The sequence below is a fragment of the Leptotrichia shahii genome, from assembly GCF_008327825.1.
Taxonomy (GTDB): Bacteria; Fusobacteriota; Fusobacteriia; order Fusobacteriales; family Leptotrichiaceae; genus Leptotrichia; species Leptotrichia shahii.
Window position 1 is genome coordinate 1,661,707 of sequence record NZ_AP019827.1, and the last position, 25,757, is coordinate 1,687,463.

General features: G+C 30.7%; 20 protein-coding genes. 12 read left to right on the forward strand and 8 right to left on the reverse strand.

Annotated features, from left to right (window positions below):
• Nucleotides 1–120: 120 nt before the first annotated feature.
• Together F1564_RS07685 and sppA are read right to left on the reverse strand one after the other, a co-directional pair.
• The gene (locus F1564_RS07685) at nucleotides 121–978 is read right to left on the reverse strand and encodes a YitT family protein (protein ID WP_018450646.1); all 858 of its coding nucleotides are present in this window, start codon (nucleotides 976–978) and stop codon (nucleotides 121–123) included.
• Nucleotides 979–1,093: 115 nt separating this feature from the next.
• Nucleotides 1,094–2,881 (reverse strand): signal peptide peptidase SppA, encoded by a 1,788-nt coding sequence (sppA, locus tag F1564_RS07690; protein WP_018450645.1) that lies wholly within the window; start codon nucleotides 2,879–2,881, stop codon nucleotides 1,094–1,096.
• 257 nt (nucleotides 2,882–3,138) lie between these two features.
• Here sppA and F1564_RS07695 point away from each other — a divergent pair, with 257 nt between their 5' ends.
• From F1564_RS07695 to cobJ, 4 genes are all read left to right on the forward strand, one after another.
• Entirely contained in the window at nucleotides 3,139–3,414 is a 276-nt protein-coding gene (locus tag F1564_RS07695) for an ACT domain-containing protein (protein ID WP_018450644.1), read from the forward strand.
• Nucleotides 3,415–3,441: 27 nt separating this feature from the next.
• Nucleotides 3,442–4,806, forward strand: coding sequence for a PFL family protein (locus F1564_RS07700; RefSeq protein WP_018450643.1), 1,365 nt, complete (start codon nucleotides 3,442–3,444; stop codon nucleotides 4,804–4,806).
• A 132-nt stretch (nucleotides 4,807–4,938) separates the two neighbouring features.
• Nucleotides 4,939–5,508 (forward strand): precorrin-6Y C5,15-methyltransferase (decarboxylating) subunit CbiT, encoded by a 570-nt coding sequence (gene cbiT, locus F1564_RS07705; RefSeq protein WP_018450642.1) that lies wholly within the window; start codon nucleotides 4,939–4,941, stop codon nucleotides 5,506–5,508.
• 21 nt (nucleotides 5,509–5,529) lie between these two features.
• The gene (gene cobJ / locus F1564_RS07710; RefSeq protein WP_018450641.1) at nucleotides 5,530–6,279 is read left to right on the forward strand and encodes a precorrin-3B C(17)-methyltransferase; all 750 of its coding nucleotides are present in this window, start codon (nucleotides 5,530–5,532) and stop codon (nucleotides 6,277–6,279) included.
• Nucleotides 6,280–6,358: 79 nt separating this feature from the next.
• On the opposite strand, the gene adhE is transcribed toward cobJ, so the two are convergent.
• The 5 genes from adhE to ppc all read right to left on the reverse strand — a co-directional run bounded on the left by adhE (nucleotide 6,359) and on the right by ppc (nucleotide 15,446).
• Nucleotides 6,359–8,986, reverse strand: a complete 2,628-nt coding sequence (gene adhE / locus F1564_RS07715) for a bifunctional acetaldehyde-CoA/alcohol dehydrogenase (RefSeq protein WP_018450640.1) — start codon at nucleotides 8,984–8,986, stop codon at nucleotides 6,359–6,361.
• Between the two features lie 822 nt (nucleotides 8,987–9,808).
• Nucleotides 9,809–11,116: a sensor histidine kinase gene (locus tag F1564_RS07720; RefSeq protein WP_232053361.1), complete on the reverse strand. Its 1,308-nt coding sequence runs from the start codon at nucleotides 11,114–11,116 to the stop codon at nucleotides 9,809–9,811.
• 98 nt (nucleotides 11,117–11,214) lie between these two features.
• Nucleotides 11,215–11,886 carry a response regulator transcription factor gene (locus tag F1564_RS07725; protein WP_018450637.1) on the reverse strand — a complete coding sequence of 224 codons (672 nt, stop codon included), beginning with the start codon at nucleotides 11,884–11,886 and terminating at the stop codon, nucleotides 11,215–11,217.
• Between the two features lie 285 nt (nucleotides 11,887–12,171).
• On the reverse strand, nucleotides 12,172–12,489 hold the full coding sequence (locus tag F1564_RS07730) for a PepSY domain-containing protein (protein ID WP_018450636.1): 318 nt from the start codon (nucleotides 12,487–12,489) through the stop codon (nucleotides 12,172–12,174).
• Between the two features lie 155 nt (nucleotides 12,490–12,644).
• Complete coding sequence (ppc, locus tag F1564_RS07735; RefSeq protein ID WP_018450635.1) at nucleotides 12,645–15,446, reverse strand: phosphoenolpyruvate carboxylase; 2,802 nt, start codon at nucleotides 15,444–15,446, stop codon at nucleotides 12,645–12,647.
• A gap of 288 nt (nucleotides 15,447–15,734) precedes the next feature.
• Between ppc and F1564_RS07740 the strand changes: the two genes are divergently transcribed.
• The 8 genes from F1564_RS07740 (at nucleotide 15,735) to F1564_RS07775 (ending at nucleotide 24,457) form a co-directional block, all read left to right on the forward strand.
• Complete coding sequence (locus F1564_RS07740; RefSeq protein WP_018450634.1) at nucleotides 15,735–18,074, forward strand: endonuclease MutS2; 2,340 nt, start codon at nucleotides 15,735–15,737, stop codon at nucleotides 18,072–18,074.
• Nucleotides 18,075–18,104: 30 nt separating this feature from the next.
• Complete coding sequence (locus F1564_RS07745; protein WP_018450633.1) at nucleotides 18,105–19,325, forward strand: AAA family ATPase; 1,221 nt, start codon at nucleotides 18,105–18,107, stop codon at nucleotides 19,323–19,325.
• Nucleotides 19,309–19,776 (forward strand): retron system putative HNH endonuclease, encoded by a 468-nt coding sequence (locus tag F1564_RS07750; RefSeq protein WP_018450632.1) that lies wholly within the window; start codon nucleotides 19,309–19,311, stop codon nucleotides 19,774–19,776. The genes F1564_RS07745 and F1564_RS07750 overlap by 17 nt, the downstream gene beginning before the upstream one ends.
• A 227-nt stretch (nucleotides 19,777–20,003) precedes the next feature.
• The gene (cysS, locus tag F1564_RS07755; protein WP_018450631.1) at nucleotides 20,004–21,455 is read left to right on the forward strand and encodes a cysteine--tRNA ligase; all 1,452 of its coding nucleotides are present in this window, start codon (nucleotides 20,004–20,006) and stop codon (nucleotides 21,453–21,455) included.
• Nucleotides 21,456–21,480: 25 nt separating this feature from the next.
• Nucleotides 21,481–22,686 (forward strand): bifunctional phosphopantothenoylcysteine decarboxylase/phosphopantothenate--cysteine ligase CoaBC, encoded by a 1,206-nt coding sequence (gene coaBC, locus F1564_RS07760; RefSeq protein ID WP_018450630.1) that lies wholly within the window; start codon nucleotides 21,481–21,483, stop codon nucleotides 22,684–22,686.
• A gap of 68 nt (nucleotides 22,687–22,754) precedes the next feature.
• Nucleotides 22,755–22,988, forward strand: a complete 234-nt coding sequence (locus tag F1564_RS07765) for a DUF7336 domain-containing protein (protein WP_018450629.1) — start codon at nucleotides 22,755–22,757, stop codon at nucleotides 22,986–22,988.
• Between the two features lie 12 nt (nucleotides 22,989–23,000).
• Complete coding sequence (locus tag F1564_RS07770) at nucleotides 23,001–23,471, forward strand: hypothetical protein (protein ID WP_018450628.1); 471 nt, start codon at nucleotides 23,001–23,003, stop codon at nucleotides 23,469–23,471.
• Between the two features lie 38 nt (nucleotides 23,472–23,509).
• Complete coding sequence (locus F1564_RS07775; RefSeq protein WP_018450627.1) at nucleotides 23,510–24,457, forward strand: M23 family metallopeptidase; 948 nt, start codon at nucleotides 23,510–23,512, stop codon at nucleotides 24,455–24,457.
• A gap of 52 nt (nucleotides 24,458–24,509) precedes the next feature.
• Here the strand turns inward: F1564_RS07775 and aroC are convergent, their stop codons facing one another.
• Nucleotides 24,510–25,607 (reverse strand): chorismate synthase, encoded by a 1,098-nt coding sequence (aroC, locus tag F1564_RS07780; protein WP_018450626.1) that lies wholly within the window; start codon nucleotides 25,605–25,607, stop codon nucleotides 24,510–24,512.
• Between the last annotated feature and the right edge of the window lie 150 nt (nucleotides 25,608–25,757).

A 25,757-nucleotide genomic window follows, 5' to 3' on the forward strand; every position in this document is an offset into this window, starting at 1 on the left:
TTCCTCCTAATTATTAATATTATTATTTTTAATTTGAAATGATTACAATTATTTCTTAATTACATTATATCATAAAATATTAATTTGTCAAATAATTTTTTTTTGCATTTCATTTTTTTTCTAATGCAGCTGATCAAATCCTTCACCAAAGACTTTTGTTGTATCTGTAACTGTAACAAAAGCTGTTGGATCATGCATTTTTAAAAATTTTCTTAATTGTATAAATTGTCTTCTTTCAATGATTGTAAGCAGAATATCCTTTTCAGTTCCAGAATATCCTCCTATTCCTTTTAAAATAGTGCATCCTCTGTCAAAGTCCTTTAAAATATAATTTAATACAAGATCCTTATTGGAAGTAATAACCATAATCTGTTTACGTGAATTAAATCCTTCAATAAATTTATCTGTAATAAATCCTGTTACATAAACACTTAATAGTCCAACAAGCCCCAATTCCACACCAAATGCAAAAATTGCCAAAAGAGTAACAATAGCATCAACAATGAAACTGGACATTCCGTAGCCGATGTGGCAATACTTGTTAATAATTCTCGCAATTATTGAAGTTCCGCCTGTGGAAGCCTCATATAAATAAATAATTGTTATTCCTAAGGCACAAATTGCACTTCCAAAAACTGTGGCTAGAAATATGTCTTTAGTAATAGTGTAATTGGGATAATATTTTTCAAAAACAGAAAGAAAAAAAGATAAAAGTACAGTTGCATAAATGCTCTTAAATCCAAAATGTCCGCTAATTACGATAAAGGCTAAAGCAAATAAAATTAGATTGCTAATAGCGACAAAAAGTCCTGTAGGAAAGCCAAATAAGCTATTTATAACCAAAGCTAGCCCTGTTACTCCTCCACTTGCTATTTTATTTGGGAAAAAGAAAAACTGTAATCCCATTGCAAGAAAAAGAGTTCCTATTCCAATTAAAAAATATTCCTTGATTAATTTAAAAATTGTTTTTTTATTCATAAAATACTCCCTTCATAAAGAAATTAAAAAAATAAATGAAAATAAAAAACGAAGCTACTTAAAAAAATTTATTCGATAAACACTATTCTTTTTTCGCTTCGCTTAAATTTACTCATTAGTATAAATTCAATTTATATGTTAAATAGTATAATGGTTTGTTTTGATTCTGCATTGCAAAGTCATATTCATTGAATACATTTTTTGCTTGCGGAATATTTTTTTGAAGCTGTGCAGACAAACTGAACTTTTCAGCAATCATTTTTGTAAGAGCTTTTAACTTTTTAGAAAAATCTTCTTCCAAATAAATATTTTCCACAGCGTAATTATTACGTAATCCCAAATCTCTTGCCATTATTTTTATAACTTCATCAAGACTTGCAATTCCATCAACCAAATTTATATTTTTAGCTTCATCACCGAGCCATATTTTACCTTGTGCATAATTTTCAAGAGTATTTTCATCAATTTTACGGCTTTTAGAAACACGTGATTTAAATTCACTGTATGTTTCTTGCATTGATTGGGTAATTTTATCACGAGATTCTTGTGATAATGGTGCAAAACTATCATTAATGTCTGAATATTTACCCTTTGAAATTGAATTTGAATGAACTCCAAATTTTTCTTGTGCATTGTAAAATTTTGGAATCATTGAAACTACGCCGATTGAGCCTGTAATTGTCGCATTATTGGCAAATACCTTATTTCCTGCCATTGAGATGTAATAACCTCCAGAAGCTGTGGTATCTGACATTGAAACATAAATTGGAATATTTAATTTTGTCAATTCCTGATAGATTACTTCAGAAGCTAGAGCTGAACCTCCGCCTGAATTTACACGAAGCACGATACCTCTTAAATTTTTAGTTTGCATTGCTTTTTCAACTTTTTCTAAAATATTGTCGGGAGTTATGACACCTTCCGTAACTCCATTTGGATCGTACATAATTGAACCTTCGGCATAAATTACAGCGATAGTTCCATTTCTAGGATTCCCCACTTTTTCATCCTTTACCCTTTTTTCATAATAGTCAGTAATATCTGCAACATTATCTTCTCGAATATTTAAACGTTTTGTGAAATCAGAAAATTGTTCCAACTTGTCAACTAAGTTTTTATCACGTGCGGCAAATGGTGTTAAATTAGTGTCAGTTCCATTTACAATATCGTTATTTAGTATATTTTTGTCAATTTTACGATTTTTAGAAACATCTTCAATAAATTTACCATATCTATTTTCCAAGATTCTTGTAAGTTCAGAACGTAATTCAGGAGTCATCTCATTTCCAGTATAATTTTCCCCATAAGACTTGTAATTTCCAATACGGACAACTTCCATATTCACTCCTAGTTTATCCAAAAGACCTTTATAATACATATCTGAATAATGATAACCTGTCAAATCCAAACTTGCTGAAGCAGATGGAATCATTACAACTTCATTTGCAATGGAAGCTAATTTATAATTGGCATTTGTAATATAAGCTCCAAAAGCATATATTTTTTTATTGTTCGCCTTTAATTCCTCAAATTTCTTTGACAATTCCTCTACTTTCGCAGATGACAGATTTACTGTGTCTAAAGCGATGATAACTCCCTTTACCTGATTATTTTTCTTTATGTCATCTAAGCTGTTTAAAACGTCCATATAGGATAAATTTTCTCTATCTGAGAGAAAATCTGAACCTATAACTTTATCCTCAACAACGTCAGAAACATTAAAAAGTATATATTCATAACTTTTTTTAACATTTTCATTTTTATTTTTTGAATTAACAACAGCAATTATTGACATTCCGATAATAAAAATTATAAATATTGATAATGAAAGTTTTAAAAAAAATGAATATATTTCTTTTGCTGTGAATATTAAAAATTTTTTGAAAAAATCCCAAAATTTCATTTTTTATTTTCCTCCTTGTATTTATATAATTTAATAATTTGCAAAAGTTTAGAAAGTTTTATTAAAATTTAAATTTTTCCTTTGTATTTTACTGTTTTCACTTTTACAATCATCTATTTTGCACATTGCTATAAATATGACAAATTATATCACTTTACAAAATAAATATCAATAAATTTTCTACTTGCCAAATATCTAAAATTATGCGATAATTTAATATATATGTATAATTTGAATTAAAAAATGGAGGACTGAAAATGAATGATAGAGTTGTTATTACAGTTATCGGAGCAGATAAAACTGGAATTGTTGCAAATGTTTCAACAAAATTAAGTGAATTAAACTTAAATATTATTGACATTACACAAAAGGTTTTTGAAGATGATATTTTTGCGATGATTATGCTTGTAGAAGCACCTAAAAATACAGACATAAAAGGGCTTCAGGAAGAATTTAAGGTCTTTGAAGATCAAATAGGTGTAAGAGTTTACCTGCAGCATGAAAATATTTTTAAAACTATGCACAGAATATAGTTCATTATTAAAATTTAGGAGGAAAAAATGAATTTATTACCTGATGAGATACTGGAAACGATAGATATGGTTGAAATGCAGCATCTTGATGTAAGAACTGTAACAATGGGAATAAGTCTACTTGACTGCATTGATGCCAGTGCAGAAAAAACAGCAGAAAATATCTATAACAAAATTATAAAAAACGGAAAAGACTTAGTAAAAATAGCCAATGAAGTGGCAAGTAAATATAATATGCCAATTATAAATAAAAGAGTTTCAGTTACTCCAATTTCAATAATTGGAAATGCAACAGATGCACAAGATTATACAATTTTTGCAAAAGCTCTTGACAAAGCGGCAAAGGAAATTGGAATTGACTTTATTGGAGGATTTTCAGCTCTTGTTGACAAAGGCTTTACAAAAGGCGATATTAATTTGATAAACAGTATTCCAAAAGCACTTTCAGAAACTGATAGAGTCTGCTCATCTGTAAACGTAGGTTCTACAAAATCTGGAATTAATTTGGATGCAGTAAAAATGATGGGAAAAACTGTAAAAGAGCTAGCTGAACTTTCAAAAGACAACGACGGATTAGCGGCGGCAAAATTTGTTGTATTTACAAATGCTGTTCCTGATAATCCATTTATGGCGGGAGCATTTCACGGAGTTGAAAATCCAGATATTGTCCTAAATGTTGGAATCAGCGGACCAGGAGTTGTAAGACATACACTTTCAAATATTTCAAAAACTGCGAAAATTGATGAAATAACAGAAGCCATTAAAAAAGTAAGTTTTAAAATTACAAGAATGGGAGAATTAATCGGAAAGGAAGTTTCCGAAAGACTTGGAGTTGAATTTGGGATAATCGACTTATCACTTGCACCAACTCCAGCTGTGGGAGATAGCGTTGGAAACGTTTTGGAAGAATTTGGGCTGGAAGCAGTTGGGGCTTATGGAACAACGCTTGCACTTGCGATATTAAATGATGCTGTGAAAAAAGGCGGAGCAATGGCTGCAACTCGTGTTGGTGGCTTAACAGGAGCATTTATTCCAGTAAGTGAAGATCAGGGAATGATAGAAGCCACAAGCAAAGGTTATTTAACACTTGAGAAATTAGAAGCAATGACTTGCGTATGCTCTGTTGGACTTGATATGATTGCTATTCCAGGAGATACTTCAGAAGCTGTAATTTCTGGAATAATAGCTGATGAAATGGCAATTGGAATGGTAAATACAAAAACTACTGCAGTCAGAGTGATCCCAGTCCCAGGAAAAAAAGCTGGAGATAGAGTAGTATTTGGTGGACTTCTTGGAGAAGCTGATATAATAAACATAAACAATTTAGATTGTTCAGTATTAATAAACCGTGGTGGAAAAGTGGCACCTCCGATTCAGGCTTTAAAAAATTAATTAATAAAAAATATAAAAATAAGAAAGTTAGGATTTATTCTTGACTTTCTTTTTAACAAAAGATAGTAAGAAGCCGCAGTCTTTCTACAAGCGAAAGTAGTTCACACTACAAATAATAAAGGAGCTGTAAAAATGTATCATATAAAAGATGAAGAATTTTTAAGAGGAAAAGTTCCAATGACAAAAGAGGAAATCCGATTTGTAAGCATTGGAAAAATGGAATTGCAGGATAATGACGTATGCCTTGACATTGGTGGCGGGACTGGCTCTATTAGCATGGAAATGGCTAGATTTGCACGAAGCGGAAAAGTTTTTGCAATTGAAAGAAATGATGAAGCAGTCGAATTAATTCAAAAAAATAAGGAAAAATTTGGATTAGAAAATATTACTGTAATTAAAGGGATCGCTCCAGATGGATTAAAAAATTTGAATATAAAATTTAATAAAATTTTTATTGGCGGTTCAGCTGGTAATTTAGTTGAAATTATAAAATATTCCTATGAAAATTTAGCAGAAAATGGGATTTTAACATTAAATTTTATTGTTTTAGAAAATATTTTTACAGCCATTGAAGAATTAAAAAAATATAATTTTAAAGATGTTGACATTTGTCAATTAATTGTAAGCAAAAATAAAAAAATCAAAGATTTTAATATGATGATGGCGGAAAATCCTATTTATGTGATTACTGCAAAAAAATAAAATAAAAAATAAGGAGACATAATGAGTAAAAATGGAAAAATTTATGTAGTAGGAATTGGCCCTGGAAAAAAGGCAGACATGACTTTTAAGGCTTATGAGAAAATGAAAAATAGCGATATTATTGTAGGATATAAAACTTATACTGATTTAATTAAAGAATATTTTCCAAATACTGAAATCAGAAGTTCCAGTATGATGAAGGAAGTCGATAGATGCTTAGAAGTTCTAGATCTTGCAAAAGCTGGAAAAAATGTAGCTTTGATTAGTAGTGGAGATGCTGGAATTTATGGAATGGCTGGAATTATGTATGAAATAATTAATGAAAATGATGATATAGAAGTTGAAGTAATCGCAGGAGTTACAGCAACAAATGCAGCAGCCGCAATTGTTGGAGCTCCAATTATGCACGATTACGTAACAATTAGCTTAAGCAATCTTTTAACGGACTGGGAATTAATAAAAAAACGTCTGGAATTAGCAGCACAAGGTGATTTTATCGTAAGTTTATATAATCCAAAAAGTAAAGGACGAGCAACACAAATTGCTGAAGCACAGAAAATTATGTTAAAATATAAGTCAAAAGACACTCCAGTTGCAATTGTAAGAAATGCAGGACGTGAAAATGAGGAATATGAAATTACAACTCTTGAAAATATGCTTGATTTTGAAATAAATATGCTTACAATCGTATTAATTGGAAATTCAAATACTTATGTAAAAAATGGGAAAATAATCACACCTAGAGGATATGAAAAAAAATATGAATATTAATTTTAAAAAGGGATAATCTCAACTTGAGAAAATCCCTTATTTTATTATGTTCTATTCTATTCTTTATCAAGAATTTAAATTAAAAACCCAAAATCTGTGCTACTCTTTCCTTTTCATTTTCCCATTCTTTTCCGTAGTAAGATTTTAAGTAAATTTCTCTTAATTCTTCCATCAATGGATATCTTGGGTTAGCTGGCGTACATTGGTCATCAAAAGCATCTAGGGACATTTCGTCTATTGCTTCCAAGAAGTCTTTTTCAGGCACTCCCCATTCTTTAATACTTGCTGGAATTCCTATTTTTTTATTTAATTCGTTAATTCCTTTAATTAAATTTTCTACTTTTTCTTCTTTAGTGTCTCCGCCAAATCCTAGATAATCGTTCATTTCAGCGTATCTTTGCATTGCGTCAGGATATCTGTATTGAGGGAATAGTCCCATTTTTGTTGGTGCTTCAACTGCATTGAAACGGATAACCTCTTCAAGAAGCATAGCATTTGCGATACCGTGTGGAACGTGGAATTTTCCTCCAAGTTTATGTGCAAGCGAGTGGTTTATTCCTAAAAATGCGTTTGCAAAAGCCATTCCTGCAAGACAAGAGGCATTTGCCATTTTTTCCTTAGCTTTAATTGCTTTTACACCTAAATCTACTGACTCTGGCAAGTATTTGAATACAAGCCTAGCTGCTTCTTTTGAATATGGTTTTGTATATTCTGTTGCCATAACTGAAACATAAGACTCAAGAGCATGTGTGAATACATCGATTCCAGAAGCTATTGTAAGCCCTTTTGGCATTGTAAGCATGAGTTCAGGGTCGTTAATTGCTACGTTCGGTGTCAATGCATAATCTGCAAGAGGATATTTGATTCCAGTTTCATCATCTGTAATTACAGAAAAAGGCGTTACTTCTGAACCAGTTCCAGCTGATGTTGCCACTGCAATAAATTTGGCTTTTTTACCCATTTCAGGAAATTCAACGATTCTTTTTCTAATATCCATAAATCTCATTGCCAAATCTCTAAATCGAAGTTCTGGATGTTCATACAACACCCACATAATTTTAGCGGCATCCATTGCAGATCCTCCACCAAGAGCGATAACAACGTCAGGATTATATTCAAGCATAGCTTTTGCTCCAGCCTGAGCTGAACTTAATGTTGGATCCTCTTTTACTTCTGAGAATATTCTATAATCAATGTGTATGCTGTCGAGTACTTTTGTAATATGTTCTGTATATCCTAATTCAGCCAATACTTTATCTGTCACGATAAAGGCTTTTTTATGATTTCCTTTTAATTCTTCTAAAGCTGTCGGAAGTGATCCGTATTTGAAATAAATTTTTTCAGGAACTTTGAACCATAGCATATTTTCTCTTCTTTCTGCGATTGTTTTTACATTTAATAAGTGTTTTACTCCTACGTTTTCTGACACGGAATTTCCTCCCCACGAACCACATCCAAGCGTTAATGATGGTTCTAATTTAAAGTTAAATACATCTCCAATTGCTCCAAGTGAAGCCGGCATATTAATTAATGTACGTCCTGTTTTCATTAATCTTCCAAATCTGTCTATTTTTTCTTTTTCTGCTAAATTAATGTATAATGAAGAAGTATGTCCCAAGCCTCCAAGTCTTACTAGTTCATCAGCTTTTTTAAGTCCATCTTCAAAATCTTCAGATTTGTACATTGCAAGCACTGGAGATAATTTTTCGTGTGCAAAAGGTTCTTCCATTCCAGTTGAAGTCACTTCTCCAATTAATACTTTTGAATTTTTAGGAATTTCAAATCCTGCCATACTTGCAATAATATAAGCACTTTTACCAACTATATCTGCATTCAGGCTTCCATTTTTAAATAGTACTTCTCTTACTTTATCCAATTCCTCTTCATTTAAGATATAAGCTCCTCTATTTAAAAACTCGTTTCTAACTTTATCATAAATTTCCTTGTCTATAATTACAGATTGTTCTGTTGCACAAATTACTCCGTTATCAAATGTTTTAGACATTAGAATATAGTTTGCCGTCATTTTTATATCTGCAGACTTGTCTATTACAACTGGCGTATTTCCAGCTCCAACTCCAATCGCAGGAGTTCCAGATGAATAGGCAGCCTTAACCATTCCAGGCCCACCTGTTGCAAGTATTAAGTCGGCATTTGCCATAAGTTCTCTTGACAACTCTACACTTGGTTCATCAATCCATCCAATTATATCTTTTGGCGCTCCATATTTTACTGCTGTTTCCAAGGCAATTCTAGCTGTTTCAATTGTTGCCTGTTTTGCTCTTGGGTGCGGTGAAAATATTATTGCATTTCTTGTTTTTAACGAAATTAATGTTTTAAACATTGCTGTTGAAGTTGGATTTGTTGTAGGTACAATTCCTGCAATAATTCCTATCGGAGTTGCAATTTTTTTTACTCCATAAGATCTGTCATCTTCCAAAACTCCACAAGTTTTTTCATCTTTGTATTTATTGTAAATATATTCAGAAGCAAAGTGATTTTTTATAACTTTATCTTCTACAATTCCCATTCCAGTTTCAGCCACTGCTAAATTTGCCAATGTAATTCTTTCATCATTCATTTTTTGAGCCACTTTTCTAAAAATCTTATCGACTCTTTCCTGATCAAATGTTGCAAATTCCTCCTGAGCCTTTTTAACCCTTTGAATAAGATCCTTCAAACTCTCTAAATCCTTAACTATTGCCATTTTTCCTCCTAAAATAAAACATATATTTTCTAGTTCCACTTATATTATAATAATACTCTATTTTCTAAAAAAACTCAAGTTTTTTTTTTCACTTTTTAATTTTAATTTATATTTTCATAACAAAGTTTGTCTCAAAAACTAAAAAAATCTAAAATTTACAAATACATTTAATATATTCCTGTTTCATTTCATTTGTGTTTAACCACCTTTTTTTATCCATTCCTCAAATTGCTTCAAGAACTTCTCTTCTTCTTCAAATGTCATATTTTTTGTGATTTTCACCTTTTGACCTACTGATTTAAAAACATGCGCATCCGTTTACTCACAACTTTTTTATGCACATCTAAACAACTATTTCATTATTCCTTATATTCTATTGGTTTGGCTTAATTAGCATTACGTGCTTTTCAGCAAAATTGTTCCTATCCCTGTAGACTTTCTCAATCCCATTTCCTATTCAAAAATTAATACTAAAAAATATTTTTATATTATGTTAAAATTCTAATATCAATTTATTTTTTTAATAAAATTAGAATTTAAATAGTAGAATAAATACTATCAAATCTAGTTTTATTATAAATATTAATTGGAAATTTATTAAATAATAAAAGGAGAAATTAATTATAAAAAACGCTTTTAGAGATTATATCTGTTTTACAGATATGCAAAATATAGAAAGCTTAAATCAGCAGATGAAGGAAAGTTTTTTATTTAAAGAAAATGAGATTAAGGATGAGAATATTGAGAAGATTCAGCTTAAAAACTTGAAATAAAGTAAAAAAATAAGGGATTTTCTCAAAATAGAGATTATCCCTTTTTAAATTATTCAGTTTTAATAAATTTAGCAATAAATTTTGTTCCTTTATTTAATTGACTCTCAACATCAATACTTGCATTATGCTGCTCAATTATTTTTGCAACTAATGAAAGTCCTAATCCAAAACCTTTATTTACTTTTTTGTTTCGTGAGTCATTTACTTGGTAAAATCTACCCCAAATGAGTTTTTTATCCTCTTCTGGTATTCCAATTCCATTGTCTTCAATTTCCATAACACAATTTTCATTTTCCGAATATAATTTTACATTTATTTTATCTTTTGTAAATTTCATTGCATTATTAAATAAATTGTCAAGCAATCTTTCAATCATTACTTTATCTGCGTTTATAAATATATTTTGTTCAATATTTTTTGAAATCTTTATATTTTTTTCGTTTAAAAGATTTTTATAATCTTCTAATATTTTTTCCATTGTTTCTGAAAAATTTATTTTTTGCAATTCAATAACAGTCTGCTTTTCTATTTTGGAAAGTTCCATTATTTGATTTATCAGTTCCGACATTTTTTTTGCCTGACGCTGAATCACAGAAAAGGAGTCCTTTGCTTCTTCCATAGTGTCTGCATATTCCAGCGAATACTGACTTTCTGTAAGTATAACGCTCACAGGTGTCCGAAGTTCGTGCGAAACATCTGAACTGAACTGTTTTTCACGTGTATAGGAATTTTCAAGCGAATTTAGCATTTCATTAAAGGTATCTGCCATCCTGTGTATTTCATCTTTTCCTTCATCAATTTTGATTCTTTTGGAAAAATCACCGTTTTTTTGAATTTCTGAAGCTGTATCTGATATTTTGGCTATTGGATTTAGAGCTTTTTTTACAATTCTGTATCCGCCATAAACTATTATTAGTAATAATAGTGGACTTAAAATTAAAATTATAATAAGCAGTTTGCTTACTTCATCAGATAGCTGATTTATTGGAACAATCCCTCTAACCCATTCTCCTCTAGAATTGTCTATTTTTTTATCGAAATAATAATATTTTTCTCCATTCTTTTCATAAGTTCTGACAGTGTTTTCTTTATATTTTAATGTTAAATCAAATCCTCGTGGCGACATTCCGCCCATTTCTATTCCTTCGCTACTGTACTTAACAAAGTAAATTCCATCATCAAATTCATCAAACTCATTAGGATCAGAAACCATCTCAACAGTCATTTCAATCACAGCCTCCATCAATTCTCGATGGTTCAAGTCTCCTGTCATCTTATTTGCAACAGTAAATGATACTGTTAGCATAATCGAAATTAAGATTACTACAAAAACAGTATACCAAAGAGTTACTTTCACAGTAATTGGAAAGTCCCCCCAAATTTTATTTAATTTATTTTTCAAAACTCAATTATTCCTTTCTTTTCAAAAAATTCCTGATAATTAATTTATTTGAACTAATCCTCCTTTATAACATATCCAAGTCCTCTTTTTGTATAAATTATCTGTTTTCCAGTTTCTATATCTATTTTTTTCCTAATATTTTTTATCAAAACATCAATTATATTAGAATCTCCTTCATAATCAAAGTCCCACACATGCTCCTTAATCTGATCTCTGCTTAAAATCCTATTTTTGCTTTGCATGAGATATTCCAGAACTTCGTATTCTTTTCCTGTTAATTCTATCTGCTTTCCAGCTCTTGTTACTGATTTTTCTGAAGTATCCAAAATCAAATCTCCTATTACAAGCTTATTTGAACTATTTCCATATTTTCTTCTCACAACTGCCCTAATTCTTGCCAAAAGCTCATTAAAGTCAAATGGTTTTACAATATAGTCATCAGCCCCCAAGTCAAGCCCTTTTACCTTATCGTCTGCACTATCCCTTGCAGTAAGCATAAGAATCGAAGTATGATTTCCCTTATTCCTAAGTTTTTTTATAACTTCAAATCCATCTACTTTTGGCATCATAATATCCAGAATTACTAAATCATATTCGCCATATTCCAAATAATCAAGTGCTTCTTCCCCATCAAGCACACTATCTACACTATATCCATTTTTTTTTAGATATCTTGTTACAACATTATTCAAATCTACTTCATCTTCTGCCAACAAAATTTTCATATTTAATTCTCTCCTGTATTATTTTTAGCAAATGCTAAAATCTTAAGTTTCTATTATTCTAATATATACTCAAACCTATTTAAAATTAAACTACTAAAAATTATATAAATTTAGGGTTTGAGTAAAATAGTCATAACTTTTGAGTTTGGTTTTAAAGCAGTTTTACTATAAAAACTATATCAATTTTACTATAATATATCACAAATTCCAAAAAATAAAAAGAGAGCAAACTGGAAATAATAAATTTCCAATTAACCCTCCAAAAGAATATCTTTTAATATTTTATTAATCTCTATCCACTTTCCATTTTACAATGACTCCAGTTGTTGCATCAATGTCAAATTCATATTCCCAGCCGTTGTAGTAAATTTCCCCTTCATACACCATTCTCCCATTTTCTCTATCCAAATGGATTTCTTTTACGTGAGAACTGTTCGCTCCTGGCACTTTTTTCAACGCAATGTTCATTGCCCTGTTTACTCCGATGTAGCTGTTTGAAGAAACATTTCTGTTATATTTGTGTTTACTTTTTGCGTTTACAGTCACTGATACTCCTAATACCATGATTCCTAATAATGCGATACTTAAAATTTTCTTTTTCATAGTTTTTCTCCTTTAATATTCATTTATTTTTTGCTTTTCTCTCTTATCTTGAATACATTATAATACAGTTTTATGAATATAAAATGAATGGAAAAAAATTTTTACAAAAAAAGGAACAGTCCTAATTTTAATTAGAAATATTCCTTCTATTTGTATTATCCGCTGTTACGAAGTCCTGTTGCCAGTCCATTTATTGAAATATGAATGGCTTTTTTAAGTTCTTCTGAATTATCTCCAGCTCTTGAACGTTTTATTAACTCAATTTGCAAATAATTCATTGAATCAAAATATGGCAGGCGATTTCGCAGACTGCTTACTAATTCTGGGTTATCTGCAAGTAAAACGTCATTTCCTGTAATTTTTTTCAAAACGTCAATCGTCAAAATCCATTCTTTTGCAATTTCATTAAAGATTTTTTGAGCAGTTTCCTGATCACTTGCTAGTTTTACATATTCAGAAAAGATTGATAAATCAGATTTTGATAAAACCATATCTACATTTGAAATTGTAGAACGGAAAAATGGCCATTCTTTATACATTCTTTGTAAAATGTCCATATTTTTATTATCATTGTTAATCCATTTTGTAAATGCTGTTCCAACACCATACCATCCCGGAAGCATTATTCTAGCTTGCGACCATGAAAATACCCACGGAATTGCTCTTAAACTTTCCAATGACTGTGTTTTTTTACGTGAAGAAGGTCTTGAACCGATATTTAATCCAGCAATAAAGTTTATTGGAGTAACTTCAAAAAAGAAATCTGAAAATCCATCTGTATTGTAAACTAAATCACGATAAGCATGGTAACTCAATTCTGAAACATCTTCTATTATTTTTTCATATTCTTCCCAGTTTGCGTCTTCTGCTGTCAATGCACTTGACTCAAGGGCAGCTGAAACTAATGCTTCCAAGTTCTTTAATCCTAAATCAGGATTTCCATATTTTGCACCAATTACTTCTCCTTGCTCTGTAAGTCTGATTGTTCCATCTGTACTTCCTTCAGGCTGTGCTAAAATGGCTTCGTAGCTTGGACCTCCACCACGTCCGACTGTTCCTCCACGTCCATGGAAGAATGAGATTTCCACATCAAATTCACGTCCAATTGCGGTAAGTTCTTTTTGTGCTTTATACAATGACCAGCTTGAACTTAAGTATCCTCCATCTTTGTTACTGTCTGAATATCCTAACATAACTTCCTGTTTTCTTCCTTTTTTATCCATCCATTTTTTTACTAATGACAAATTAAACCATTTTCTCAAGATATTAGGAGCTGCAATCAAGTCTTCAACTGTTTCAAAAAGCGGTACGATTTGTAAATCGCAAAATTCATTCCCTTCATTTCCTTTTGCAAGATTAGCTTCTTTTAATAAAATAGCTATTTCAAGCATATCTGAAACACTTGTAGCATGTGAAATTAGATTTTTTTCAATGATCTTATCTCCAAAACGATCTCTTAACGATTTTGCTTTTCTGTAAATTGCAAGTTCTGAAGCTAATGTTTCACTTTGCGGAATTGTTGGATCACTTAAAATTCTAGGATCATACTCTAATTCCCTTAATAAAATTTCACATCTGGCATCTTCTGATAAACTTAAATAATCTCCCAAAATATTTGCACTTTTTAAAAGTTCTGCAACACACACTTCATGAACACTTGAATCCTGTCTTAAATCAATTGTTGCAAGATGAAATCCAAATGTTTTTGTAGCGCTGATTAAATTATTTAATTTTCCTTGTGTTAAAAATTCACTATTGTTCTTTTTAAGCGATTCTGCCACAATTACCAAATCTTTTGTAAATTCACTTGCTGATTTATAAGGTATGTCAACTCCATTTTTTCTTTTTGGAGGCAATAAATCACGGTTATACTCGCACAAATTGTAAGCTGTAGCAAGCAATCTGTCTCTTATTGCTGTTAAAGCACGACGGTATGGTTCATGTGTACGATGCGGCGAAACTTCTCCAGAAGCATCAGCTAATTTTTGCAATTCTTCGGTAACATTTGTCATGGCAATTGACATTGACAAATCCCTGTAAATTTCACGAACTACATCTAAATAGTGCTGGAATAATTTAATAGCCTGCTCTTGTGCCGATTTTTCAAGTGTATTTACTGTAACATAAGGATTTCCATCCCTATCTCCACCAATCCACATTCCCATTGTAAGTGGAAGTAGGGCTTGAGATTTTAATTCAGAATTTCCCAATGTTTTTGAAATTTCCTGAAATTTATTCATAAGCCGTGGAATTTCATTGAAAAATGTAATGTTGTAATAACTTAGGGCATTGCTTATTTCATCTGTCACACGCAACTTTGTAGCCCGCAACATTGCAGTTTGCCACCAGATTTGAATACCACGGCTCAAGTCATTTAGCCATTCATTTTCATCAATTTGATGTAATTTTACATTTTCATATTTATCCAGAATATCCGTTAATTTTTTTGTCAAATCCAAAATACTTTTTCTTTGTACTTGAGTCGGATGTGCAGTCAGAACAGGAACAATAGAAACTTTTTCCATAGCCTTTAATATTTTTTCTTGACTAATTCCCTTATTTTTTAGGTTTTTTAATGATTTTTCAAGCGATCCAATTTGAAGCTTATTGGAAATCTTCGCATATCTCTGTTCGTGAGTTTGATACACATCTTCAGCAATATTAGCAAGAGCCGAAAAAATCGAGAAACTTCTTATTACCCTCAAAATTTCTACATCAGTAAGATCTGAACAAAAAGACGACAAATTTTTTCTAGCCTCTTGTTTTTGTGTCTTATAATATTTACTCGAAGCCTCCTTCAACTTTTCAGTAACTTCATAAATATGCAAACCTGCATACCTAAAAATCGTTTCTCCAAGTAAATTGGAAAACAGCTCATTATGAAGGAGCAAATCCTCCTGATGCTTATCCAATTTTACTGACGGTAAAGGAGTTATTGGTAAATTCTTTAAATCCATTTATTTCACACTCTCTTTCTTTTAGTAATTATATTTATTGTCTAAATTATTTATTTTAAGTACTTCACCGTTTAAATTATATCATAAAAAGACTTTATATTAAATAGCGATTTTAAATTATTCCAAAATGTGATATAATTTTAACAAAATAAGACAAGGCAAGGGGAACAGTCGCCATCCCCCTTGCGTTAAAATAAGAAATGAGTAAAATAGAAAATATTTATTAATAAAAATAATCTTAAAATTAGATAGATATTTGAAATTAAAAAGAATGTTGAGGAAAAGAAAATGGAAAAAAATTATGATGTATTGGAATTTTATAAGATAGTTAATGAACTTATTGATTTATCACGATTGGAAAAAACGAAAGAAAAGTTTCTGGATATTGATATTATAAAGGAAAAGTCAGTTTTAGATAAGGAACTTATGCTTATGATGGAGATGATTGACTTTTATAAGTATGATGATGGATTGGAACTTGCGGGGCTTGCGGATATTACTAGAATGATGAATTCCATTGATATTATTGGATCTTATTTGAGTGCTGAGGATTTGGCAGTTTTGAAGAAGAATTTAACAATTTTTAGAATTTCTAAAAGTCGGGCTAAAAATGCAAGAGATAAATATAAGGCAATTTGGAATTTGTTTAGCGATGTTGAGGAAGTTAAGGATATTGAAAATTTTATTTCTGAAGCGATTAATGATGAAGGAGTTTTAAAGGATGATGCTTCAATTGGGCTTCGAGATGTCAGAAGACAAAAACAAAATATTAATGCAAACATTAAGGAGAAATTTGATGAGCTAATTTCTAATAAAAATACACAAAATGCAATTCAGGAAAGAATAGTAACTCAAAGAAATGACAGATATGTAATTGCTGTAAAAACTGATTTTAAAGGGCTTGTAAAAGGGATAGAACATGATAGATCTGCAACTGGAAGTACAGTTTACATTGAACCTTTAAACGTTGTTTCATTGAATAATAAATTACGTGAATATGAAGCTCGTGAACGTGAAGAAATCAGGAAAATATTGCTTAGAATTACAGAAATTATAAAAACTAAAAAGGAAGAAATTCTGGAAATCAAGGAAATTCTGGAAAGACTGGACTTTATTGATGCCAAAACGACTTATTCAGTTAATAAAAGATGTATCGTTCCAAAAATTATTAACAAGGAATATTTGAAACTAGTTGAGGCAAGACATCCGTTAATTGATGAAAATATCGTTGTACCAATTAATTTTGAGCTTGGAAACCCTGAAAATATAATGCTTATAACAGGACCTAATACTGGTGGAAAAACGGTAACATTGAAAGTGGCTGGACTTCTTACAATTATGGCATTGTCTGGTATTCCGATTCCTGCAAATGAAAAAACTGAAGTTGGATATTTTCACAATGTATTAGCAGATATTGGGGATGAACAAAGTCTGGAGCAAAATTTATCTTCATTTTCAGGGCATGTTAGCAAAATAAAAGATATAATTGAACATGCAAGCAGTAAATCACTTGTATTAATGGATGAATTAGGAAGTGGAACTGACCCGATGGAAGGAGCAGCTTTTGCAATGGCAATCATTGATTATTTGAACAAAAAGCACGTAACTTCAATAATCACAACCCATTATAGCGAAGTAAAAGCTTATGCCTTTAACACAACAGGAATTAAAAGCGCCTCAATGGAATTTAATGTGGAAACATTGTCACCAACATACAGATTACTGGAAGGAATACCTGGAGAAAGCAATGCTCTTATAATTGCAAGAAAATATGGAATTAGCGAAGAAATTATTGAAAATGCGAAAAGTTATATAAGCGAAGATAATCAGCGAGTTGAGGAAATGTTAAAATCCATAAAGGAAAAAAATGATAAATTGGAAATGATGCATGCGCAATTGGAGGCAACAAGAGCTGAACTTGATAAACAGAAAAACATTTACGAGCAAAAAATGGTAAAACTCGAAAATGAAAAAAATGAAATTATAAAACGTGCCTACGAAGAAGCCGACAATTACCTGAAGAATATGCAGGCAAAAGCCAAAAACCTAATTGACAAAATTAACAGCGAGGAATCTAAAAAAGAAGATGCCAAAAACGCTCAAAGAAGCCTGAATATGCTACGTGAATCATTCATTACAGATAAAAAGAAAAATGTAAAAGAAAAGAAAGTTGTTACTCAAAACGTAGATTTTGCTGTTGGAGAAGAAGTGCTTGTAAAAACAATGAACCAAAATGGAAAAATTTTGAAAATAGTGCCAAACAACCGTATCCAAGTGCAAACTGGAATATTAAAGCTGGTTGTATCAACTGACGATATTGTAAAAATCCAAAAGAAAAAAACAAATAAATTCAAAAACTTCGCCTCATTAAAACGAACTTCCCAAGTACGAGGAGAAATTGACTTGCGTGGAATGAATGCCGACGAAGCAATCGCAGAACTCGAAACTTATATGGACAGAGCAATGCTCACAGGTTACCACGAAATCTACATAATTCACGGAAAAGGAACAATGGTACTAAGAAAAAAAATCCACGAATACTTGAGAACTTCAAAATATGTAACTGAGTTTAAGGATGCTAATCAGAATGAAGGTGGAATTGGGTGTACGGTGGTTACTTTGAAATAGGACATTTGATTTAAAGGAGAATGAAAATTTATGAAAATAAAAAATCTTCATATAAAAGAATTTAAAGGATTGAGAGATATATCTATAAATTTTGAAAAAAATGATAAGCCGTTAGATTTAGTAGTTTTAGCAGGTTCAAATGGAAGTGGAAAAACTAGAATATTAGAAAGTATTAAAGACTATTTCGAAAGTTACATTGATATTCAAGCAATAAAAATTATTAATAATTTGCAAATATTTTTTGAAAAAAAAGAAAAAGAATGTATAGATAAAATAGGAAGTGAAAAATATTTTTATAGTACTTTGAAATATTTTTCTTTAAATGATAAAAAAGAGAATCTGAATGATTCTTCATATTTGGTTATTAAAAAAAATTTATCAATTCTTCCTAAAATAATTTATGTTCCAACAGAAATAAATTTTCAAAAAGTAGAAATCGCTTCTCCTATGTTAGTTAGAGAATATAAGTTTTTAAACATTGTAGATACGGGATTAATAAAAGATGTGCCTTCCTACATAGCGACAAGAATTATAGAAATGGCTAATGATCAGGAAGATACTCCAATGCAAGAAATAAGGACAGCTGTATTCAAAGAAATAAATGAGATTTTTGAAATATTGGATTTAGATATAAAAATTTCAGGAATTTCTAAAAATGCAAAAAGTATACCGATTTTCACAAATTCTTCAGGAGATAAATTTGATATAAATGAATTGTCTTCTGGGGAAAAACAGTTATTTTTACGTACTTTAGCTATAAGAATGTTAAATCCTGAAAATTCTATTATTTTGATTGACGAGCCAGAACTTTCGTTGCATCCAAAATGGCAACAGAGAATCGTCGATGTTTATAGGAAAATTGGAAAAAACAATCAGATAATTATTGCGACACATTCACCGCATATTTTAGGAAGTGTAAAAAAAGAGAATATTATATTGCTAGATAAGGATGGTGAAGGGAAAATTGTGGTTAAAACTGGGGATGAATTGTATGATTCTCACGGACAGCCGACAGATAGAGTGTTGAAGGATATTATGGGCTTGGAAACTACTAGAAATCCTAAAGTGTTTAAGTTGTTGGAAGAAGCTGGGGAGTTAGTGGATAAAAATGAATATGAGAGTGAAGAATTTAAAACTAAATATAAAAAATTACGAGAAATATTAGGTAATAAGGATGAGGATTTGCTTTTAATGGGTATGGATATTCAAATTAGAAAAAAACGAGGTTTGAAAAATGTTGAAAGTAAATAAAAAGGATGAACCAGAATTTTTTTCAGAGTTCAAAAGAAAGAAAAATCCTAAACACTGGGATGTTCTTAATAAACCAGAGAATCTTCATATAAAACCAGAGTTAAAATCTTATATGTTAAAAAATGAACAAAAAATAGGAGATAAAAGTTACTGTCCTTATTGTGAAATGATACTGTCTTTTGAAGATAATGATTTAAAAGAAGATAAAAAAAGCCATATAGAACATATAAAACCAAAAAGTAAATTTGCTAATCTCACTTTTGATTACAGAAATTTTTTAACATCCTGTTCAGAAAACAAAACATGTGGGCATAAAAAACAATCTACTTGGGATAATAAATTATTTATAAATCCAGTTGAAAAAAATCCAGAAGAATATTTTTCATATAGCATAAGAACAGGTAAATTATTCCAAAAAAAGAAACTGGACTTGACTACAAGAAGGCAATAAAAACAATTGAAATTCTAAATTTAAATGAAAATAAATTATGTGATTATAGAAAAAGTTACATAAATCAGATATTAAATAGTATTAAAAACTCAAGAAATGATGATGAGAAAATAGAAATTATAAATTATTTTGATGAACTTCCAACATTAAAAAAATTTTTAATAGAAAATATTAAAATTTTATAAGAAATAATCTAAAAAATAAGAAAATTTTTCAAGGAGAAAAAAATGAAACTTTACAATACAATGACAAATAAAATTGAAGAATTTAAAACAATAGAAGAAAATAAGGTAAAAATGTATGTTTGTGGACCTACTGTCTATAATTACATACATTTGGGAAATGCACGACCGATTGTGGTGTTTGATACGTTGGCACGATATTTTAAATATAAAGGGATGGAAGTTAATTATGTACAGAATTTTACGGATGTGGATGATAAGATTATAAATAAGTCTATGGAAGAAGGGACTTCTGCGAGTGAGGTTTCGGAAAAATATATAAAATATTTTTTTGAGGATATTAGCAAGCTGAATATTCTTGAGAGTGTGAAAAGACCTAAAGTTACTGAGAATATGGCGGAAATTATTGAGATTATTCAAAAATTAATTGATAATGGGTTTGCTTACGAGAAAGATGGGGATGTCTATTTTGAGGTAAAAAAATATAAGGATTATGGGAAATTGTCAAATCAGAAAATAGAGGAGCTGGAACTTGGAGCTAGGATTGATGTTTCAGAAATCAAGAAAAATCCAGTAGACTTTGCCCTTTGGAAGAAAAAGAAGGATGGAGAGCCATTTTGGGAATCGCCTTGGGGACAGGGACGTCCTGGATGGCATATAGAATGTAGTGCAATGGCAAAAAAATATCTTGGAGATACATTTGATATTCACGGCGGTGGACAGGATTTAGTTTTTCCGCATCACGAAAATGAGATTGCCCAAAGCAAGTGTGCTTATCACGGAAACTTTGCAAATTATTGGCTTCACAACGGATTTATTCAAATAAATGGCGACAAGATGTCAAAATCGCTAGGAAATTTCTTTTTGCTTCGTGAAATACTTGAAAAATTCTCTGGGAATGTAGTAAGACTTTTTATTCTTAGCACTCATTACAGAAAACCAATTAACTTTTCATTCGAGAATATGGAGGATACAAAAAAAGCATTGCAAAACATTGTAAAATCAATGAATAAATTTGAAGATATTGTTGAAAAATGTAAGAATGAAAAAATAGAAAATGTTAAAATTTCAGAGTTTTCTCAAAAAATTGATGAATTTGATAAAAAATTTGAAGATGCGATGGATGAGGATATGAACACACCGCAGGCACTAGCGACTATTTTTGATCAGATTAGGGAAACAAATAAATTTATTTCCACAAATGAAAGTGAGTTTTCCACAATTTATTATGAAATAAAAAAATCTTATGATTCTTTGAAGGCAAAAATAGAAAATGTGTTTGGAATAGCGATTGAAGCAGAAAATGCTGTGAAGGGAGAAGATGGAGAAAATATGGAATTGACAAAAAAATTAATTGAATTACTGATAAAATTGCGAAGTGAGGCAAGAAGCGAGAAAAATTTCAAATTATCTGATGAAATTCGGAATGAGTTGAAGGCACTTGGGGTAGAAATTAAGGATAATAAGGATGGAAGTACAGATTATAATTTATTGTAATTTTTGATTTAAAAAGAGGGAAAAAATGAAAAATATTTTAGTAGGAGTTACAGGAGGAATTGCGGCATATAAATCGGCTGGGATTGTATCGCATTTGAAAAAGAAAGGATATAATGTGAAAGTTGTGATGACTGAAAATGCTACGAAAATCATTGGACCTTTGACTCTTGAAACTTTATCAAGAAATAGGATTTATGTGGATATGTGGGACAGCAATCCGCATTATGAGGTGGAGCATATTTCACTTGCGGATTGGGCGAATATAGTTTTGATTGCACCTGCGACTTATAATATAATTGGAAAAGTGGCAAACGGGATTGCAGACGATATGCCTACGACGATTCTTGCTGCTGTTTCGGTAAGAAAGCCAGTATTTTTTGCTTTGGCGATGAATGTAAATATGTATGAAAATCCGATTTTAAAAGAGAATATTGATAAGCTAAAATCTTTTGGATACAGGTTTATTGATGCAGAAGAAGGATTACTTGCCTGTAATTATAGTGCGAAGGGCAGAATGAGCGAGCCAGAGGATATTGTCGATGAAATAGAAAGATACAGTATTTTTTCAAAAATAGAAAATTTTGATACTGCACTAAAAGGTAAAAAAATTCTTATAACAAGCGGGCGAACAAAGGAAAATATTGATCCTGTCAGATATTTGTCAAATAATTCAAGTGGGAAAATGGGATATTCACTTGCTCAGGCGGCGGCTGATCTGGGAGCAGAAGTAACGTTAATTAGCGGGCCTACGGATTTGAAAGTTCCAAATGGGCTTAAAAATTTTATTTCTGTGGAATCGGCGTTGGAAATGTATGAGAAAGTGGATGAGTATTTTAAAAATACTGACATTTTCATAGCTTGTGCAGCAGTTGCAGATTACAGACCAAAGGAATATAAAAATGAAAAAATAAAGAAATCTGACTCAAATCTTGTTATAGAATTGATTAGAAATCCTGATATTTTGCTAGAGATGAGTAAGAAGAAGGAAAAACAACTATTGGTTGGATTTGCCGCAGAAACTAATGATATAAAGGAAAATGCCTTAAAAAAGCTGGAAAAGAAAAATTTGGATATTATAGTGGCAAATAATGCGTCTGTAATGGGCAGCGATGAAAATGTGATTGAGATTATTAAAAAAGATAGGACTTCGGTGGAAATTAGTCAGAAAAGCAAGATTGAATTGGCTTATGATATTTTGAATGAAGTTATTTTTGAGTTGAAAAAGAGATAAAGTTTTTTGAAATTATGGATGTGTAGATTTTTATAAGTTCATTGATTTTGTAAAAGGGAGAATAAATTATGAAATCTGAAAAACAAAAGATAAAAAAAGTGTACATGTTGTATCATAGAGATGAAAAGGATGACGATAAATTAATAGGATTTTTTTCAACAAAGGAAAAGGCATTGGAAATTGTTGATAAATGGAAAGAAATGAAAGGTTTTAGGGATTTTCCTGAAGGATTTAAAATTAGAACCATGATAATTGGGAAAAATTACTACACAAAAGGGTTTAAATCTAAAAGCCTTAAATAATTAGGAGAAACTATGGAAATATGGATTTTATCACATGGATATGATTATGGAGATGTCTATGATAAGTATAAGTGGAATGAAGAAGCAAGGTTTTTAGGTGCCTATTATTCAAGGGAAGAAGGATTGAAGGCACTGGAAAAATATAAAAAAATCAAAGGATTTTGTTCACATTTGGATGGGTTCTGGCTAGAAAAGCATCATTTGGATAAATATGCTGGATGGGAAGGTGGTTATGTTACTTATTATAAAGAAGATGAGGTAAAGATTGATAATTCAAAAAATCAAAAATTATATGTACTTTCTCATTTTTATTATACTGGTAAAGATAAAATAAAAGAAAAACATCGAATTTTATCAGTATGTTTGTCAAAATTAGAAGCTAGGAAGAAAATAAAGGAATATCAGAAAATAGAAGGATTTTCTTCACATATTTCTAATTTTTACATTGAAGAATATATTTTAGATGAAGAAAAAAATAAATAAAAGAAGGAGAAGCTATACAAATTTAGCGAATTAATGTTATGGATAATGAAAAGAAAAATGTAAATAGAGTTTTGAATGAAAAAAAAGAAAATTTGGAAAACAAAAATTCAAAATCTAGAAAAAAAATAGGAATAATTTTGGGAATAACGGCTTTATTGATTTTAGGAATTATAATTTTGGGGATGATATTTGGTAGAAAAAATATTAATTTTAGAAATATTGCAACTGAAGATGAAGATGACAAAATTTTTAGAATTAATCCAGTAAAAAATCCACAAGTTACGTATTACAATTTTCGTGGAGAAGTTTATCCTGATTGGGCTAAATTTGGGCTTACTCGAAGTAATGGAGCAAGAGGGCATCAAGGAATTGATATTTTTGCATTGCCTGGAACAGATGTTTATGCGGTTCTGGATGGCAAAATTGTGGATATGTATGTGGATAAAACAGGGTATGGATTAAATTTTTATTTGGAAGTTAATCCAAAGGAGCTTGAGAAAATAAAAAGAAAAAATTACAAGCCTAAAGAAAGTGCAAGAGAATGGGCATACAGCCCAAATTATGACCCTAATACAATGCAAGTAAAATACATTAGATATTGCCATTTAAGCGAAGTAAACGTAAAAATTGGAGATACGGTAAAAGCTGGACAAGTAATTGCTAAAACAGGAACAACTGGAAATGCAAGTGGTACTCACGCTCCTCATCTCCATTTTGAAATAGCTTTTGAAATGCGTGGAAAAGGGCTTACAAACAGAGTCGATCCAGAAATGTACTTTAAAATAAAAAATGGAAATCAGATGTCAAGACATGAAATAAAGATTCAAACTGAAGCAGCTAGAACAGAATGGTTTGAACCAAAAGGGTATGATATTGGATTTAGAAATAAAAGTATATTTTTAGAAAAAAAAGATGATTTACATAAAAAAGAAAAAATAATAAACAATTCTAAAAAAATGAATTTAAAAAAGGTGGGAAAAAAATAAAATAAAAAGCAAGGGACATTCAAATCTCTTGCTTATTTATTACATTTTTTATTTACAAAAAACGTTTCTTAGCTTCCAAAACTCTATCCAAAATTACAATCGCCGTAGTCGCCTCCAGTACTGGCACTGCTCTTGGCACTATTATTGGATCATGTCTTCCATGAACTTCTAAAATATCATTTTGCTTTGTTTCAAGATTCACAGTTTTTTGTGCTTTTTCGATTGAAGCCGTCGGTTTTATTGCCACTTTAAATGAAATTGGCATTCCAGTCGTTATTCCACCTATAATTCCACCATTATTATTTGTAAATGATTTTATTTCTCCATTTTCATCAAAATACATCTCATCATTAGCTTCATACCCTGTCATTTCTGTAATTCCAAAGCCTGCTCCAAATTCTATTCCCTTTGTAGCCGGCACCGAGAAAATCATTCTCGAAAGCTCGCTTTCCATGGATTCAAAATATGGATCTCCTATTCCCGCAGGAAGTCCTGTAACCATAAGTTCCACAATTCCACCAAGCGAATTCTTTTCTTCCCTAGTTTTTTCCACAGTCTTTTCAATTTTTTCCACAATTTCCTCATTCAAGACAGGTAAAGTCATATTTCTGAGTTTATTAATATTTTCTTCTGTAATATCGCTTTCCACAAAATCTCTATCTTCAATATCTTTCACTGATTTAATGTGAGCTGCAATTAAAATTCCTTGCTCTTTCAAAATCTGTTTTGCAATCGCTCCAGCAAATACCAATGAAGCCGTTATTCTCCCAGAAAAATGTCCACTTCCACGAATATCATTAAATCCGTTATATCTGTTAAATCCGCTCCAGTCTGCATGTCCTGGTCTTGGCTTTCTTTTTAATTCGCTGTAATCCTTTGAACGCTGATTTGAATTTCTGATAATCATCGCAAGTGGCGTTCCAGTCGTTTTTCCATCAAAAAATCCACTCAAAATCTCAAATTCATCCTTTTCCACTCTAGGTGTTGTCAATTTCGATCTTCCAGGTGCTCTTCTTCTCATTTCCTGCGAGATAAATTCCAAATCCAGCTCTGTTCCTGCTGGAATTCCGTCAATATTTACGCCCAACGCATTTCCATGTGATTCCCCAAAAATTGAAATTTTATAGTTTTTCCCAAAATTTGCTGCCATTTTCTCACTCCTTCTATTTTATGAAAATTATAACAAAAAATAATTTTTATCTTTTATCAATTTTTCTTTATATATTTTTAAAAAATTTCATAATACTTTAAAAATTTAATTTTTTACTTTATACCCTTTTTTAACAATGTTAATTTCTAT